This window comes from Paenarthrobacter sp. TYUT067, from assembly GCF_023656375.1.
GTDB lineage: Bacteria > Actinomycetota > Actinomycetes > Actinomycetales > Micrococcaceae > Arthrobacter.
On record NZ_JAMOIT010000020.1, the window covers coordinates 78104 to 94945 of the forward strand.

Annotated in this window: 18 protein-coding genes; 14 read left to right on the plus strand and 4 right to left on the minus strand. The window is 60.0% G+C overall.

The window, feature by feature from the left end:
- The first annotated feature begins 101 nt into the window (after positions 1 to 101).
- From MOD31_RS17490 to MOD31_RS17500, 3 genes are read left to right on the plus strand one after another with little or no spacing between them, the layout of a single operon-like run.
- A complete protein-coding gene (locus MOD31_RS17490) occupies positions 102 to 1490 on the plus strand; it encodes an extracellular solute-binding protein (protein WP_250821220.1) in 1389 nt (462 codons plus the stop codon).
- Positions 1487 to 2356 carry a carbohydrate ABC transporter permease gene (locus MOD31_RS17495; RefSeq protein WP_142939020.1) on the plus strand — a complete coding sequence of 290 codons (870 nt, stop codon included), beginning with the start codon at positions 1487 to 1489 and terminating at the stop codon, positions 2354 to 2356. Before MOD31_RS17490 ends, MOD31_RS17495 begins: the two co-directional genes overlap by 4 nt.
- Positions 2353 to 3171, plus strand: a complete 819-nt coding sequence (locus MOD31_RS17500) for a carbohydrate ABC transporter permease (RefSeq protein ID WP_142939021.1) — start codon at positions 2353 to 2355, stop codon at positions 3169 to 3171. The genes MOD31_RS17495 and MOD31_RS17500 overlap by 4 nt, the downstream gene beginning before the upstream one ends.
- Positions 3172 to 3178: 7 nt before the next feature.
- Here the strand turns inward: MOD31_RS17500 and MOD31_RS17505 are convergent, their stop codons facing one another.
- Positions 3179 to 3382: a hypothetical protein gene (locus tag MOD31_RS17505; protein WP_374206998.1), complete on the minus strand. Its 204-nt coding sequence runs from the start codon at positions 3380 to 3382 to the stop codon at positions 3179 to 3181.
- A gap of 115 nt (positions 3383 to 3497) precedes the next feature.
- Between MOD31_RS17505 and MOD31_RS17510 the strand changes: the two genes are divergently transcribed.
- Genes MOD31_RS17510 through MOD31_RS17535 form a run of 6 tightly spaced genes read left to right on the plus strand, consistent with a single transcriptional unit; the run spans position 3498 to position 8571 of the window.
- Complete coding sequence (locus MOD31_RS17510; protein WP_142939023.1) at positions 3498 to 4505, plus strand: MoxR family ATPase; 1008 nt, start codon at positions 3498 to 3500, stop codon at positions 4503 to 4505.
- A 12-nt stretch (positions 4506 to 4517) separates the two neighbouring features.
- The gene (locus MOD31_RS17515; RefSeq protein ID WP_250821221.1) at positions 4518 to 5447 is read left to right on the plus strand and encodes a DUF58 domain-containing protein; all 930 of its coding nucleotides are present in this window, start codon (positions 4518 to 4520) and stop codon (positions 5445 to 5447) included.
- Entirely contained in the window at positions 5437 to 5907 is a 471-nt protein-coding gene (locus MOD31_RS17520; protein ID WP_142939025.1) for a hypothetical protein, read from the plus strand. Before MOD31_RS17515 ends, MOD31_RS17520 begins: the two co-directional genes overlap by 11 nt.
- Entirely contained in the window at positions 5898 to 6869 is a 972-nt protein-coding gene (locus MOD31_RS17525; protein WP_250821222.1) for a VWA domain-containing protein, read from the plus strand. The genes MOD31_RS17520 and MOD31_RS17525 overlap by 10 nt, the downstream gene beginning before the upstream one ends.
- A complete protein-coding gene (locus MOD31_RS17530) occupies positions 6866 to 7867 on the plus strand; it encodes a VWA domain-containing protein (RefSeq protein WP_223940412.1) in 1002 nt (333 codons plus the stop codon). Before MOD31_RS17525 ends, MOD31_RS17530 begins: the two co-directional genes overlap by 4 nt.
- Positions 7864 to 8571 (plus strand): hypothetical protein, encoded by a 708-nt coding sequence (locus MOD31_RS17535; RefSeq protein WP_250821223.1) that lies wholly within the window; start codon positions 7864 to 7866, stop codon positions 8569 to 8571. Before MOD31_RS17530 ends, MOD31_RS17535 begins: the two co-directional genes overlap by 4 nt.
- Before the next feature lie 17 nt (positions 8572 to 8588).
- Here the strand turns inward: MOD31_RS17535 and MOD31_RS17540 are convergent, their stop codons facing one another.
- Positions 8589 to 9095, minus strand: coding sequence for a DUF2004 domain-containing protein (locus MOD31_RS17540; protein WP_142939029.1), 507 nt, complete (start codon positions 9093 to 9095; stop codon positions 8589 to 8591).
- 50 nt (positions 9096 to 9145) lie between these two features.
- Positions 9146 to 10111 carry a LysR family transcriptional regulator gene (locus MOD31_RS17545; protein ID WP_142939030.1) on the minus strand — a complete coding sequence of 322 codons (966 nt, stop codon included), beginning with the start codon at positions 10109 to 10111 and terminating at the stop codon, positions 9146 to 9148.
- Positions 10112 to 10508: 397 nt separating this feature from the next.
- On the opposite strand from MOD31_RS17545, the gene nrdH reads away from it, so the two are divergent.
- The 5 genes from nrdH (at position 10509) to MOD31_RS17570 (ending at position 15773) form a co-directional block, all read left to right on the plus strand.
- The gene (nrdH, locus tag MOD31_RS17550) at positions 10509 to 10751 is read left to right on the plus strand and encodes a glutaredoxin-like protein NrdH (protein ID WP_142939031.1); all 243 of its coding nucleotides are present in this window, start codon (positions 10509 to 10511) and stop codon (positions 10749 to 10751) included.
- Positions 10752 to 10813: 62 nt separating this feature from the next.
- A complete protein-coding gene (gene nrdI, locus MOD31_RS17555; RefSeq protein ID WP_250821224.1) occupies positions 10814 to 11284 on the plus strand; it encodes a class Ib ribonucleoside-diphosphate reductase assembly flavoprotein NrdI in 471 nt (156 codons plus the stop codon).
- An 11-nt stretch (positions 11285 to 11295) separates the two neighbouring features.
- On the plus strand, positions 11296 to 13437 hold the full coding sequence (gene nrdE, locus MOD31_RS17560; protein ID WP_308196387.1) for a class 1b ribonucleoside-diphosphate reductase subunit alpha: 2142 nt from the start codon (positions 11296 to 11298) through the stop codon (positions 13435 to 13437).
- A 116-nt stretch (positions 13438 to 13553) separates the two neighbouring features.
- The gene (gene nrdF, locus MOD31_RS17565) at positions 13554 to 14528 is read left to right on the plus strand and encodes a class 1b ribonucleoside-diphosphate reductase subunit beta (protein WP_166840537.1); all 975 of its coding nucleotides are present in this window, start codon (positions 13554 to 13556) and stop codon (positions 14526 to 14528) included.
- Positions 14529 to 14726: 198 nt separating this feature from the next.
- On the plus strand, positions 14727 to 15773 hold the full coding sequence (locus MOD31_RS17570; RefSeq protein WP_250821225.1) for a hypothetical protein: 1047 nt from the start codon (positions 14727 to 14729) through the stop codon (positions 15771 to 15773).
- 314 nt (positions 15774 to 16087) lie between these two features.
- On the opposite strand, the gene MOD31_RS17575 is transcribed toward MOD31_RS17570, so the two are convergent.
- The coding region (locus tag MOD31_RS17575; protein WP_250821226.1) for an HNH endonuclease at positions 16088 to 16842 on the minus strand (755 nt) is incomplete at its 5' end.

Here is a 16842-nt window from a genome sequence, read left to right on the forward strand (position 1 = left end):
TTAGTAGTAGGACAACTGAATAACCATAAGGCTCGGCCACGTCGCAGGTGTGTCACGGTGAAGTATGGGGGCTGTAGCCACGTTCGACTGAATGGAGCACCATGCGCCGTCCTGTGATCAAAGCGCCACTGAAGTATGCGCCAGTGAAGTTTGCCGCAGCACTTGTTTCCGTCGCTGCCGTATTTGCGGCAGCGACGTCCTGTTCGCCTACGCCTGAGGCCACGGTGAGCAAGACCCTGAAGATCGTTTATCAGAAGAGTGACTCGTTCACGGCCCTGGATATGGTCATGCAGGACGCAAAAAAGGAATTCGAAGCGTCCAATAGCGGTGTGACAGTGGACCTCCAACCCATCCAGGCCAACGACGACGACTACGGGACCAAATTAGCCTTGGCCCAGCGGTCAGCTGATACGGCACCTGACGTTTTCTATGAGGACACCTTCAAGGTGCGTTCCGACGTCGACGCCGGGTACCTGCTCAAGCTGGACAGTTACCTTGAGAAGTGGGATGACTGGAAGTCGTTCAACGACGCAGCCAAGGAGGCCGGACGTGCGGACGACGGCGGTATTTACGCGGTCCCGCTGGGCACCGATACCCGGGCAATCTGGTACAACAAGTCCGTCCTTCAGAAGGCTGGAATTCCCGTGCCGTGGCAACCAAAGACCTGGGACGAGATCCTCACGGCCGCCCGCGCCATCAAGGCTTCTGATCCCCAGGTCATCCCTTTCACCATGTACGCAGGTAAGGGGACCGGCGAGGGCACGGTCATGCAGAGCTTTTACGAGCTGCTGTATGGCACTGACAGCAGTTTGTATGACGGGGACCAGAAGAAATGGGTGGTGGGTTCCCAAGGGTTCAGGGATTCCTTGGCTTTCCTCAAAACCCTCTATGACGAGAAACTGGCCGTGAGTCCTGCCGAAGCCCTGGACGCCAACGTCTGGAAGAAGGTTTTTGGCGAGTGGTTCCCGCAAGGCAAACTGGGCGCAACCGTGGAGGGTTCCTATTCGCCGTCGTTCTGGCAGAAGGGCGGCGCCTATGAGTGGGCCGGGTACGAGCAGGAAATGGGTGTCGCGATGTTCCCCACGCAGAAGGGGCAGGATCCCGGAGGTGTGAGCATGTCCGGCGGTTGGACACTGGCTGTGGGGGCGAAGAGCAAGAACCCTGAGCTCGCCTTCAGCTTCCTCACCACGGCGCTGAACAAGAAGAATGCGCTTGCCTTCGACGTCAATAATTCCCAGATCGCCGTGCGTGCGGATGTGGCATCGGATCCGGGATACTTGGCGGCCAACCCGTTCGTGAAGGACGTTTCAGAGCTGGTGAAGGTGACGCACTACCGGCCCGCGACGGCCGATTACCCCAGAATTTCCACGGCCGTCCAGGTAGCTACGGAATCTGTGATCACCGGTAAACAGAGTCCTGAGGAAGCAGCAGCTGAATACGATGCCACCGTTCGGAAACTGGTAGGTGAGGACAAGGTTCTGGAGAAATGAGAATTCGCCGCTTCCTGCGGCTGCTGCCGGTATTTCCTGCCGTTCTTCTGCTCCTGGTGTTCCTGCTGGCTCCTGTGGCGTGGTCTTTTTATGCGTCATTCACGGACGCCGCGTTGTCGGGTAAGGCTGCCAGGGATCCGCAGTGGGTGGGAGCAGACAATTACGTCCGGATGTTCAGCGATGATGACTTTCCTTTCTCCGCCTGGCTCACGGTGGTGTTCGTCGTGGCTTCCGCAGTGCTGGGCCAGAATGTGCTGGGTTTACTCATTGCCCTGCTGATGACCCGTTCGCGCAAGGCAGTGGCAGCGTGGGTGGGTACTGCAGTGGTGGCGGCCTGGGTGCTTCCGGAGATCGTGGCGGCTTTTGCCGCTTACGCCTACTTCAACCGGGACGGGACGCTCAACCAGGTAGTGGGCGCCTTGGGAGGTGAGGGGCCGGATTGGTTGTATTCCTTTCCCTTGGTGGCAATCGTGCTGGCGAACACGTGGCGTGGAACTGCGTTTTCCATGCTGGTTTACCGTGCGGCGTTGGCTGATGTTCCCCGGGATGTGGCGGAGGCTGCGCTCATGGATGGAGCGCGCGGCTGGCAACGCCTCGCGTTCATCACGCTTCCGCTGATCCGGAGCAGCATTGCCACTAACTTGATGCTGATCACCCTTCAGACGTTGGCAGTGTTCACCCTCATCTGGGTGATGACTGCAGGTGGTCCGGCCAATGCCAGTACCACGTTGCCCGTGTTGGCCTACCAGGAGGCCTTCAAGTTCGGTGACATCGGCTACGGCACAGCTGTGGCGTCTGTACTGATTCTGCTGGGAATGGTTTTCGGCGCGGTGTACGTGAGGCTGCTACGGGAGCAAAAGACATGACTATCAAGGCGAAGCTGGGCGCGGACGTCGCCCTTGCGGTGATCGGGGTGTGCTTTGTTGCGCCCCTGCTGTGGTTGCTGTTGGCTTCCGTTGATCCTCAGGCCGGCTACCAGACCAAAGTTCCTGTGGCGCCGTCCACTGAGAATTTTCGAGCGGTGATGACTCCTGAGTTGTTGTTCCAGCCCTTGGCAAACAGTTTCCTGTTATCGGCGGGCACTGCTGTGGTGAATGTGCTTGCAGCTGTGCTTGCCGCCTACCCTTTGTCCAGGTATCAGTCCAGGTTCAACAAGCCCTTCCTGTACACGATTCTCTTTGGGACATCGCTCCCCGTGACGGCCATCATGGTGCCGGTCTATGGCCTGTTTGTTCAGCTGCAGTTTCTGGATTCAATGGCGGCGACCATCTTTTTCATGGCCACCACAACTTTGCCCATGGCGATATGGATGACCAAGAATTTCATGGATTCGGTCCCTCGTGAGTTGGAGGAAGCGGCATGGGTGGACGGTGCATCTACGCTGGCGGCGCTGCGGAGCATCGTGTTGCCGCTGATGCGGCAAGGACTCGGAGTGGTGTTCATCTTCGTTTTCATTCAGGCGTGGGGGAACTTCTTCGTCCCGTTCATCCTGTTGTTATCCAGCGCTAAGCAACCAGCCGCTGTCTCAATCTTCAGCTTCTTTGGCCAGCACGGTGCAATTGCGTACGGCCAACTGGCCGCGTTCTCCATCCTGTATTCGGTCCCCGTGCTGGTGCTCTACGCGCTGGTATCCCGTGGCATGGGAAATTCGTTTGCCCTGTCCGGTGCTATGAAGGGTTAGCTTTCTGTCAGTCGATGTCCTCGATGATCTCGCCATACGGTATGGACTCGTCCAGGTGGGCTTGATGTCCGGTAGGGCCCCTGTTGAAAGTGATTCGTACGCCGTGCCGCTGGTCTGCTGCGGATTGGAGCAGGACCGGCCGTACGGCGTCGATGACATGCTGGTCCTGGGAAGCGAGGTAGTTCTGATAGGCGGCTGGTAGCTGATGCATGGCAAAAGGATAGACCTCCAAAGTCCACATGGGGAGGGGTCCCCATTGCCACGCTGCTTCAGGAAGGCTTGGATAGAGTGGCCGTTTCACATCAACGCCAGCGAGGGGACCACGAGTGCAACAGATCACAGCCATGGCCGGAATCGACGCACCGGATATGGCCCGTGCCCAGCAACTCGTGGGTAGCATCGTCCGCAGCTTCGAAAACAAAGTGGTAGGCCAGGCCAGGCTGCGTGAGACATTGGTTATCGGCTTATTGACCGGCGGCCATGTGCTGTTGGAAAGTGTTCCCGGTCTGGCTAAGACCACAGCGGCCCAAGCCATAGCAGAATCGGTCAGTGCGGAGTTCCGCCGGATACAGTGCACGCCGGACCTGCTGCCCAGCGACATCGCAGGCACGCAGATATTCGACGCCGCCAAGGGGACATTTGTCACGCAGCTGGGGCCGGTTCACGCAAACATAGTTCTGTTGGACGAGATCAATAGGTCCAGCGCCAAGACGCAAAGCGCCATGCTGGAGGCCATGCAGGAGCGTCAGACCTCCATTGGGGGTGAAACCTATCCTTTGCCGCAGCCCTTCCTGGTGCTCGCGACGCAGAACCCCATTGAGCAGGAGGGGACGTATCGTCTTCCCGAAGCACAGATGGACAGGTTCATGCTCAAGGACGTTCTTGACTATCCGAGCCCTGCGGAGGAAGCGGAAGTCATCCGCCGGATTGACTCCGGCGTTTTCAGTGCAGAGCAGAAGCCTCCGGCCGCTGCTTCCCTTGACGCCGTGGTCCAAGTCCAGGAACTCGTGCGCCGGGTATATATAGATCCCGCAATCGTCCGGTACATCGTCGGACTCGCCTATGTCACCCGTAACGCTTCCCAGTACTTGGAGCCCCGGCTGGCTAACGTGGTGGAATTCGGGGCCAGCCCGCGGGCGAGCATAGCCTTCAGCCAGGCAGCCCGCGCCATGGCGCTGCTCAAGGGGCGTGACCACGTCATTCCCGAGGACGTCAAGAACCTTGCGCATCGGATCCTGCGTCACCGCATCATCCTCGGATTCGATGCCGTGGTGGAGGAAATCTCCGTGGAGACCGTGATCGATGCCGTGGTGGCGTCCGTGCAGACGCCGTAGCGGGGCCCGGACGTGCCCAGCCTCCTCCGACGCGTTAAATCGAAGATGTTCATCTTCGCCCACCGTAGGACACTGACCCTTCTGGACGGCGAGTACGGTTCGGTCTTCAAAGGCCGCAGCCTGGACTTCGATGAACTCCGCGCATATGTCCCTGGTGACGAGGTCCGCGACATCGATTGGAAGGCCACGGCACGGCACGGATCCCCCCTTGTGAAGCGCTACGTTGCAGTCCGCCGGCACACAGTCCTTCTCCTGGTGGACACCGGGAGGAACATGGCCGCACAGGCATTGTCCGGGGAAACCAAGAAGGACATCGCCGTGCATGCGGCCGGAGTGCTGGGTTACCTGGCTTCCCGGCACGGTGACGACGTAGGTCTCCTGCACGGGAACGCCACAAGGTCCACGTACATCCCGCCCCGCAGTGGTGAGGAGCATTTGGAACGGCTGCTCCGCGAAGTGGATGCGAGCGCTTCCCTGGACGGACAGGCCAGTGGGATCGCCGAGCAGCTGGACTATGTGTTGCGGTACCTGAAGGGGCGTTTGCTCATCGTCGCCGTGGCGGACGAGTTCCTTCCGGACGCCCGCACGGAGACCTTGATGCGGAGGCTGCGCGGCCGGCACGAGGTGCTGTGGCTGACAGTCTGCGATGCCGAGCTCGCCGCCGAACCCGGGAACCGGATGCAGGAAAGCACGGATGTGGGCACCGGGCAAGGAATTCCCCTGTCCTTGGCCGTGGATCCCACGGTACGTGCCGCCTACGCTGCGGCAACGCTGGAACGCGAGCGGCGGCGTCAGGATGTGTTCTACCGGCTGGGAATCGCCGAGGAACAAACCACCGGCAGCGAGGACGTCCTAGGTTCAGTCTTCGCTCTCCTCGAAAAGCACCGTTCCCGCGCCTTCACGGCAAGGACCCCTAGCAAGGGCGGTAGCCGTGCAGGATGAAGCGGGCTTCTATTCGCCCCTGCAATACCAACCGCAATGGTTATGGCTCGGGCTTATGCTCGTGATCCTCATCGGAGCCTGGTACGCCTGGGTTCTCTTCTCGGACCGTAAGAAGGCTCCCGTCCGCCAAGACGCGCCGGTCCGCCAAGTTCCTGACCTGGACACGTTACGAGCCGCCTGCCTGTCTGCAATCGAGGCCACCTCAGCGGACGCCGACGCCGGTCGCCTGACGGAGCGCGACGCGCACCAGAGGCTCAGCTTCCTCGTGCGGGAGTTCGCCGGAGCGGCCACGGGCCTGCCTATGACCTCCATGACCCTCCAAGACCTCCAGCGCCACGAATTCAAGGAGCTGGCGGCAGGAATAGCCGGCATCTACCCCAATGAATTCGCGCCCCTGCCGATCCACTCCGTGAGCCAATCCGCAGAAGCAGCACGTCAGGTGGTGCTCGCATGGAACTGAGCTACTGGTGGATACTTCCCCTGGCCGCAGCAGCGGTGACAGTCACCGCGTGGCTGTCCCGCCGTCGTCGTGCCCCACAGACCAGGCCCATCGCCCACGGTGAGCGGCTCACTGACCTCCCCGAATACCAGCAGGCGATACGCCGGCACCGTACACGCCTGGCGCTCGCCGTGGTGTTGGGCGCCGTATTCCTCGCCGCCACCGCCACAGCCGCGGCAAGACCGGTCCACCGCACAACAGAGCAACCGGAAATCAGGAACAGGGACATTGTGCTGTGCCTTGACGTGTCCGGGTCAATGACCAGCACGGATGCCGCCATCGCAGCCGTTTTCGAAGACTTGGCCAAGGAATTCGATGGCGAAAGAATAGGCATGGTCATCTTCGACAGCAGCAGCGTGCAGCTTTTCCCGCTCACCGACGACTACCAGTTCGCCGCCGAACAACTCACCAACGCCAAGGAAGCCTTGGACAGCGGAGCCGGGTCCTTCTTTGACGGTACGTGGAACGGGGAAGGCTCCTCGCTCATAGGCGACGGGCTGGCAAGCTGCGTGCAGAGCTTCCCCGGCACTGACGCAGGGGAGCGCTCGCGATCCGTGGTCCTGGCCACGGACAACTTCCTTTCCGGAGAACCGATCTTCACCCTGGACGAAGCCTCGGCCCTGGCCGCCGAGAAAAAGGTGAAAGTGCACGCGCTCAACCCCGGCGACATGGACTATGGCGGGCAACCCGATCAGCCGGGGGCCCAGCTCAAAGCAGCAGCCCAACGAACCGGCGGCACCTACTTCACTTTGGATAGCCCGGACGCAGTTCAGGGCATCGTCCAGAAAGTGCAGGAAACCGAAGCTACAAGCTACCTTGCAGCGCCCCGGGTAGTGATTGCAGACGCCCCTGACTGGCCATTGGGCGTTGCACTGCTTGCCGGTGCGGGGATGCTGCTGCTCGGTTGGCGGCTGGAACCATGACTTTCGCCCCCATCGTTCCGTGGCCCCTGCTGGCCCTGGCCTTCGCAGCCTTGCTCGGTTTCACGACTTGGACCTACGTGCGTCGTGAGTCAACCCGTCCGCGGCGGACCTCTAAGCCTGCAGCCCTGCGCGGTGCCGCCGTCGTCCTTCTGCTTCTTGCCGCTCTACGTCCCGGTTGGGCTGGAGGCCAAGCCCAAACCGGCACCGCAGACATGGACGTCTTCTTCGTCGTGGACACCAGCACCAGCATGGCCGCAGAAGACTACAACGGAACCAGCACCCGGCTTTCAGGAGTCCAGCAGGACGTCATGGCCATTGCCAAGGAACTGGCCGGAGCCAAGTTTTCGCTCATCACCTTCGATAACAAAGCCAACGTCCGCATGCCCCTCACACAGGATGCAACAGCCTTGCAAACCGCTATGGCAACCCTGCAACCACAAAACAGCAGGTACGCCAAAGGAAGCAGCGTCACCGGTGCGGCCCAACTCCTGAAAGACAGACTCAAAGCGGCAAATCAGCAACACCCAGGGCGCCCCGCACTGGTCTTCTACGCCGGCGACGGTGAGAACACCAGCGCGGAAGCGCCGGCTCCCATGAACGCCGGCAATGTGGCCGGGGGAGCAGTACTCGGGTACGGTACCGGGCGGGGCGGGAGAATGAAGGAAACCTCCACCCCCGATACCGCGTACGTGCAGGACAAAACCTCCGACACCCCGCAGGACGCCGTCTCACGAATCGACGAAGGACAGCTGCGCGCCATCGCAGACCAGCTCCACGTTCCCTACGCCCATAGGACAGGCACCGAGCCAACCTCGGACATGCTGAGCCAGGCCCGCCCCGGCACCATGACCGCAATGACCCCCGACGGTCCGGGCCGCGTGGAACTCTACTGGCTGCTCTCCCTGGCCGCTTTCCTTCTGGCGATCAACGAACCTTTGCGGCACTTCACCGCCCTCCAATCGCTTCGGCCCGCCGTGCGGAAGGGGACCACCCCATGAACGGACGCAACGCACGACGGCGGCGACGTCGGCTGGCGCTCTACTCAGCACCACCAGCGCTGCTGGCGCTCGCGGTTGCGGCGAAGCTCCTGAGCGTTGGTGTCCTTGGCGCCTCTGCCGGGCAGGCCTTCGACGCCGGGGAGCAGGAGGGGGTGGCCGGTGCGGCGTCGTGGTTGCAGGTAGCAAACCTGGTGGAGCCACATAAGGGACTTTTCGCCTCCGGTGATGCCCATGTTCTTGCGGGAGACTTTGCCGCCGCGCGGGAGGACTTTGAAGCGGCGTTGGAGGCCGGCCCTGGTGTGGACGAATGCAGGGTGCGAGTCAACCTTGTGTTGAGCATCGAGAAGCTGGGGGATGCGGCCGGGGAGCCGGAAGTAGCGGCCCGCTTGTTCAGGGAGGCCAAGGCCGGGGTAGAAAGCGCACCGCCGCAATGCCATGCTGTGGGTCCGGCTAACTCCGCAGGTGAGGGTGAGAACCTGGATGCGGCCCGGGATCGAATTAACGGGAAGATCTCAGCGGATGAGTCGCCGCGCAACGATCCATCCACGTCCGGGCAGGCCACGCAGCCGCCCCCGAACCAGGAGCAACTCCGGCAGCTTGAAGAAAGCGGGCGGCAAGCACAGCTTGAACGTTCGGAGGGTCAGGAACGGGGCGAGTACCTGCGGGGGCCGGACAAAGCCCCGGGGGTGGACCGTCCGTGGTGAGTTGTTACACGACGTAGTTACGACTCCCAGAGAATTTCGTCGTCCACCACGCCGTCCTCGTCAGCTGCAGCCACCAACAGTTCGTCGGTGAAGTGTGAGCCGAGGGTGAAATCCAGTACGAAGTAGCGTTCCGGCTGGCCGGGATAGATGGCCACGTGGCCAAGCTTGAGGGCTTTCAGGAAGACGTCGTTGGTGAGCTGGCCTTTGTCTTTGACGCCGAAGACGGATTGGAGTTGCTCTTCCTTGAGCTGCGAACAGTGAAAATGGAGGAACTGTTGGGGGTTGGTGCCGTCCTGGTCCAGTTCGTCGGCGATCATTTCCCTGACTTGGTCCACGAGTTCGGGCAGGAAGCGCAACCTGTAGTCCACCTTGCGCATGGCCGCCTCATCGAAGTGATCGTGCGCAGTGACGTTGAGGTCCAACTCAAGCTGGTTGCCGCCAAGTTCGTGTCTCGCAACGAAGCAATGTTCACGCCCGTGGTTGAGCTCGATCTCCCCAAAATGTTTGCTCGCTACCTTGCCCATGTGATCAATCTAACCCCATCAACCGGCGGGTTCCAGCACTTCGCTCCAATTCACCCTTTGGGGTTCCGGCCCTTGACAGGAGCGGATTTCAGGGGGTGGAGGCCACTCTTTCCCGAGGTGTCCCTCAGGGTGTCAGCGAGCAGCTGTGTGAACAACTGCACTTGGGCTGTCCTCTTTTCATTGATGAGAAGAGCGAAGACGTTCCGGGCCAGGCGGATGTCCGGAACATCAAGAACTACGACGCCGGGTGGCCGGTTGCGCAGCGCCAGTTCCGGTACCAGCGATGCCCCCAGGCCGGCTGCGGTCATCTCCAGGCTGGCATGGAAGTCATCGCTGTAAGCCACCACGCGGGGGTGCAGGTTGCAGCTGGCGAAGAGGCGTTCGATGACCAGGGCATCGCTGGTGCCGGGGTGGTGGACGATCCATGGCATGTCCGAGAGGTGAGCCGCTTCGATCTCGGCGTCTTCCCGGATTTTCCATGATGCAGGCAGCACCACTCGGAAGTCGTCGTCGCCAATCCACTGACGTTCCAGGGAGTGCGGCCAGGCCAGACCGGATTGCCCCACTTGATAAACCAATGCCACATCCAGTTCACCGCCGGTGCGAAGTCCTTGGATGGTCTGGGCCGGTTCGGCCACTGAGACGCGGAGCTCAATGCCCAGTCTCTTCCACCGATCGTTCCGGAGGATCTCCGGCAGTACGTAAGTGGCGAGGCTGGGGAAAATACCCAGTCTCAGCTCCTGGGCGGGGGAGTCGTTGGTCCTTGAAGCCGCGGCCATGAGGGCTTCGACGTCGGTCAGCACCTTGGACGCGTGCCGGGTCATGGTCACCGCGGCCTCGGTGGGAATGACGCTGCGGGCAGAGCGTTGGAAGAGTTCGACGCCGGTATCGCGTTCCAGCGCGGCCATCTGTTGGGACACTGCCGACGCTGTGTAGCCGAGTTGGGCGGCCGCTGCGGCGAAGGAACCCAGCCGGGTGACCTCCATCAACGTGCGGAGATGGAGAAGGTTGACCATCAGGCGATTTTAGCTGTTCGCCACGCCACATTTTCAAACTGTCACGACACGCCGTATCCGGGCGACACGCTGAAGATTAAATGTGGCTAAGTAGTCCACAGGGTGTGGATGACATCTCTCAATTTCGCGGAATCACGGACATTTTGAGGGCCCTTGCCTGTGGACGAGCGGTGGATTGAATGACATACTTGTAATACATCATCTTGGGGTTCCAGTTCGGCGCTTGCACTACATGTAGTATCGATTTACGGATTGAGCGGGAAACCAGCACAAGACAAAATCAGAGCGTGTTGGCTGTCACGGCAGCCCGCGGGCCGGTATCGGATTCAGTACTAAAGTTCCGGTTGAGCCCGCCAGATACGAAGAGAATCAGACTTCAACTTAGGGGACAGGGATCATGACCGTAACGGTTTACACGAAGCCGGCCTGTGTTCAGTGCAACGCAACCTACCGAGCACTCGACAAGAAGGGCATTGCCTACCAGAGTGTGGACATCTCCCAGGACGCCGAGGCCCTCGAGCGCCTCAAGGCACTGGGTTACCTGCAGGCGCCGGTTGTCGTCACCGAGCAGGACCACTGGTCTGGTTTCCGCCCGGACAAGATCGAGGAACTGGCCCAGGCCGTTTCCTCCGTGGCCTAAGTTTTATTCAAACTTCGCCACCACATCACACTAAGAATTCCTATGTAGTAGAGGTGACTCCCATGGCACCGCTGGCAGCGGCACCCGTACGCGATGCTGCGGAAGCTGTGACCACGAGGAGTCACCTCATCTACTTTTCCTCGACCTCCGAGAACACCAAACGATTCGTCCAGAAACTGGGTATGGATGCAGCACGCATCCCGCTTTATGCCCAGGACGCTCCGCTTCAAGCTCTGGAACCCTTCGTCCTCGTGCTGCCTACTTATGGCGGGACAAACGGCGAAGGTTCCGTGCCAAAGCAGGTCATCAGATTTCTCAACGATCCCAGGAACAGGGAACTGATCCGCGGTGTTATTGGAGCAGGGAACACCAATTTCGCGGACAACTACTGCGCAGCAGGGGACATCATCTCCGTTAAGTGCAAGGTGCCGCATCTTTACAAATTTGAACTCATGGGAACGCCGGAAGACGTTCAGCGGGTCAACGAAGGGCTGGAAAAGTTTTGGACACAACTGTCGCAGAAACAGAAGTAACCGGGGGCGCTGTGGACACGGTCAAGAAGCCGCTGCCTGAGGCCTTCAAGGGCTTGGGTTATCACGAGCTCAACGCCATGCTGAACCTGTATGGCCCTAACGGCGAGATCCAGTTTGAAGCTGACCGTGAAGCTGCGCACCAGTACTTCCTGCAGCACGTGAACAACAACACGGTGTTCTTCCACGACCTGGAAGAGAAGCTCGACTACCTGGTGAAGAACCAGTACTACGAGCGCGAAACCCTCGACCAGTACACGATGAACTTCATCCGCGATCTCTTCAACCGCGCGTACAAGAAAAAGTTCCGCTTTGAGACCTTCCTTGGCGCCTTCAAGTTCTACACGTCCTACACGCTGAAGACTTTTGACGGCAAGCGTTTCCTGGAGCGCTACGAAGACCGCGTCTGCATGGTCGCCCTGCACCTGGCCCGCGGCGACGAAGACCTGGCCAACCGTCTTGTTGATGAAATCATCGACGGCCGTTTCCAGCCGGCTACTCCCACGTTCCTCAACGCAGGCAAGGCACAGCGCGGCGAGCTCGTTTCCTGCTTCCTGCTCCGCATCGAAGACAACATGGAGTCGATCGCCCGCGCCATCAACTCCGCGCTTCAGCTCTCCAAGCGTGGCGGCGGTGTAGCTCTCTCGCTCACCAACATTCGTGAGCACGGCGCCCCGATCAAGCAGATCGAGAACCAGTCCTCCGGCGTCATCCCCGTGATGAAGCTCCTCGAAGACAGCTTCTCCTACGCCAATCAGCTTGGTGCCCGCCAGGGTGCAGGTGCCGTGTACCTGCACGCCCACCACCCGGACATCCACCGCTTCCTGGACACCAAGCGTGAGAACGCTGATGAGAAAATCCGCATCAAGACGCTCTCCTTGGGTGTTGTGGTTCCGGACATCACGTTCGAGCTCGCCAAGAAGAACGAGGACATGTACCTCTTCTCCCCGTACGACGTGGAAAAGGTCTACGGTATTCCGTTCTCCGACATTTCGGTGACCGAGAAGTACTACGAGATGGTTGACGATTCTCGGATCAAGAAGACCAAGATCAGCGCCCGTGAGTTCTTCCAGACCCTCGCGGAGATCCAGTTCGAGTCCGGCTACCCGTACATCATGTTCGAGGACACCGTGAACCGGGCTAACCCGATTGACGGCAAGATCACCATGAGCAACCTGTGCTCGGAGATCCTGCAGGTTTCCTCGCCGTCCATTTACGCCGAGGACCTCAGCTACGAGACCGTGGGCAAGGACATCTCCTGCAACCTCGGTTCCATGAACATCGCCAAGACCATGGATTCGCCGGACTTTGGCCGCTCCATCGAGACGTCCATTCGTGCCCTCAGCGCCGTGTCCGACATGTCCTACATCAACTCGGTGCCGTCCATCGCTCAGGGCAACGCCCAGAGCCACGCAATCGGCCTTGGCCAGATGAACCTCCACGGCTACCTTGCCCGCGAGCACGTCCACTACGGTTCCGAAGAGGGCCTGGACTTCACCAACATTTACTTCTACACGGTGCTGTTCCACGCTCTGCGCGCTTCCAACCGTCTCGCCATTGAGACCGGCCAGAAGTTCGGCGGCTTCGAGAAGTCCACGTACGCATCCGGTGAGTTCTTCGACAAGTACACCGAGCAGGAATGGGTTCCGGCAACGGAGCGCGTCAACGAGCTCTTCGCCGGCCACCATATCCCCACCCAGGATGACTGGCGCGAGCTGAAGGCTTCGGTCATGGAGCACGGTATCTACAACCAGAACCTCCAGGCTGTACCGCCTACCGGTTCCATCAGCTACATCAACAACTCCACGTCCTCCATCCACCCGGTGGCCGCCAAGATCGAAATCCGCAAGGAAGGCAAGATCGGTCGCGTCTACTACCCGGCTCCGTACCTGACCAACGACAACCTGGAGTACTACCAGGATGCCTACGAAATCGGCTATGAGAAGATCATCGACACCTACGCCGCTGCCACGCAGCACGTGGATCAGGGCCTGTCCCTGACGCTGTTCTTCAAGGACACCGCCACCACGCGGGACATCAACAAGGCGCAGATCTACGCATGGCGCAAGGGCATCAAGACCCTCTACTACATCCGTCTCCGCCAGCTCGCGCTGGAAGGGACTGAGGTTGAGGGCTGTGTTTCGTGCATGTTGTAACCGAAATCGGTTGATTTCTGCGGCGATTGCCGCTGCAAAAACTAAAGAGTACGACGGCGGGTCACCACCCGCCGTCGTAGGCTTACCTCAAGAACACCATCGCTTAAGGGGATGACATGACCGAGAAGGTCAAGCTGCTGACACACGTCGAGGCCATCAACTGGAACAAGATCCAGGACGATAAGGACGTGGAAGTCTGGAACCGCCTCGTCAACAACTTCTGGCTGCCGGAGAAGGTGCCGCTGTCCAACGACGTTCAGTCGTGGCACACGCTGACCCCGGAAGAGCAGCAGCTCACCATGCGCGTCTTCACGGGCCTCACCCTGTTGGACACCATCCAGGGTACCGTTGGCGCTGTTTCGCTGATCCCGGACGCCATCACCCCGCACGAAGAAGCCGTGTACACCAACATCGCCTTCATGGAGTCGGTGCACGCCAAGTCCTACTCGTCCATCTTCTCCACCCTGTGCTCCACCAAGGAGATTGACGACGCCTTCCGCTGGTCCCTCGAAAACGAGAACCTGCAGAAGAAGGCTCAGATCGTCATGGATTACTACCAGGGCGACGATCCCCTGAAGCGCAAGGTCGCCTCCACTCTGCTGGAGAGCTTCCTGTTCTACTCGGGCTTCTACCTGCCCATGTACTGGTCTTCACGGGCCAAGCTCACGAACACGGCTGACCTCATCCGCCTCATCATCCGCGACGAGGCCGTGCACGGCTACTACATCGGCTACAAGTTCCAGAAGGGCTTGGAGAAGGTTTCCGAGGCCCGCAAGCAGGAAATCAAGGACTACACTTTCGAGCTCCTCTTCGAGCTGTATGAAAACGAAGTCCAGTACACGCATGACCTCTATGACGGAGTCGGCCTGGCCGAGGACGTCAAGAAGTTCCTGCACTACAACGCCAACAAGGCGCTGATGAACCTGGGCTACGAGGCCATGTTCCCGGCATCCGTCACCGACGTGAACCCGGCCATCCTCTCCGCCCTGTCCCCGAACGCCGACGAGAACCACGACTTCTTCTCCGGCTCAGGCTCCTCCTACGTGATCGGCAAGGCCGTCAACACGGAAGACGAGGACTGGGAGTTCTAAATCTTCACCTTGCTGTCGGTTCTTTCAGGGCCCCTCCCGCTTCGGCGGGAGGGGCCCTATTTTGTTGTCGCTCGCGATCCGCCAACAATTGGGAGCTCCGTCACGTTCTCCCGAAATGAAGCACTTCCTGTATGACGACGGATTCAGACTCTGTGGCGTCGTTGACCACCATCAATCGCGAGCACGTGAGCTAGATACGTGACGGTTCGTAAGGGCGTTATCATTCTGGATCAGCTAAGTCCCAAAGTCCTTGTCCGCGTTATGGAAGAGGCAGAGGCATACCGAGGCCGCCTACTGAAGAGGACACTGGCGCATCTGCTCGTCAGCATCGTGGTCTGGCTTTTCGTTTGGATGGCGTCACTGAACGTGGACATGTCCTACAACCCGATCTTAAGGCGGATCCCTGGAGCTTCGGTGTTGTCGGGCTTCGGACTGCTGGCCACTCTAGTAGTGGCCGTCCAGCTTCAGGCACGATCCTTGAAGATCACTGACAAAAGGAAACACCCTGGCCCGGTTGAATTCCTAGATATGGCGTGCCGGGTTATTTCCCTTGCTGCTACAGGCCTGATGATGGTGTCCTTCGGGCAGTCTTTTGATTTCGGTTCATGGTCAAACCCTCCGCGTTTCGATGCTGTTCGCGGGCTCGGGTCTTTGGCCCTCGGCGGGCTTCTATCGCTGTTCGCCAGTGATGCTGCAGAGCACTCTAAGTTGGTTGACACCACGGCAGATGCTTACCTATGGAAACTTGTTCGCGAGAAGAAATCGGTACTCAGAGCCTTACCCCGGAGAAGGGTCGGCGCCCCCCGCCGACCCACTTGCCACGTTGTCATAATGTTTGCCATTTATCCGGTGTCCAGTGGCAGTGTGGCAGCGTCGCTGGCGGGTGGGAAGGCGTTCATTCCAACTGTGGTCATCACCGCCGGCCTGGCATTTCTGGCTGTAGACCGGCTAAGCAAAATCTGTGTCCTTTGGTACAACAAGCAGTGGTGGTCAGTGACGGGAAGTGTGGCCATGGGCATACTCCTGTGGGCGATTTTCACGAGTCCGTTTATGGTGGCTGCGCTGGATATGGCCGCGGGGGGTCGCTGGGGGGTAAAGGCCACAGAGATCCTCGGCGGCTTGTTCCAATTTCTGGCTTTCTATATGGTGCTGACAGCTTTCCCCTTTTACGCTGGCGCATGGATGTGTTATTCGTCTGCCCGAGGCCGGGGTCTGGTCCTTGAAGTCGCGGTGCGGAAACTCTGAGACAACTTCTGGCGCTTAGAAGGCGAACCGCCCTTCATACAGGTGCTGCTTCAAAGGAGCGTCCGATTGGTGGACCCGTCATGAGGATCCTTTCGGGCATGACGAGACGAGCGCCCATAATCGCGCTGGCTGCAACCGGGGTTATCTTCGTCTTAGGGGTGAGCTGGCTTGTAGTTTTTGGCCCCGGCACCGTCTCGGAACTGTTTCCTGGGCAATGAGTGGTCCTGTTCCCCAAGCGTCAGTAGAACTTGCATCATTCAAGAGGTATCGGCGTCCATAGGCTGGTGCCCGGGTAGGGGTGGAGCCTTGGATTGTTAGGTGTGCCCGGTGGGGGTGCGGATTTCCAGGGTGTGCACGTCGGCCTGTACTGCACGGGTGGTCCAGCCGGGGTTTTCCTTGGTGTGATTGCATGCTTCGCACAGACCAGCCCCGTTTGCGAGGTTCGTTTTCCCTCCTGAACGCCACGGAACCACATGGTCTGTGTGCCGGATGGGCGCATCACAATACGGCGTCCGGCAAGTGTCATCACGGGTCTCAATGAATCGCCGCAGCCTTGCCGGGAAGAACCGGGCCTTGGAATCCGTTGCCAGGAGCTCTCCGGTGCCCGGCGCGGTGTAGAGCCGACGGAGCCAGACATCGAACTCCTGGTCTTGGGCCGACTGTGATGTCTGTATTGCTCCTAAGCTGTTTGCTGTCGGCGGTGCGGCTGCCACTGGTGCGGGGGCGGTTAGCTCGGGACCGGCGTGCCTGACGTCAGCCACCGGCACGGAGCATTCGGCGGGCGCTGACTTTTCGGCCTGCCCTGAGCTTCCTTTTGGCCCCAGGCCGAGAAGTTTCCTTCCCCACTCTGCCGGGACGATTCCGTATCCCTTGAGCCGGGCCGGTTCACTATCGCCCTGAAAGAGCGTCCGGTCGGTCATGACCAGATCCAGGTTGATCCCCGAAAACCCACCCGGCGTGCCGGTAACCCGTTCAACCAATGTGTCCGCCATGACCTGGCCACGGGTCGGGGCTACTCCACCAGACCCGACACCCCCACCAGTACCAGCACCACCTGTGGAACGGGCAG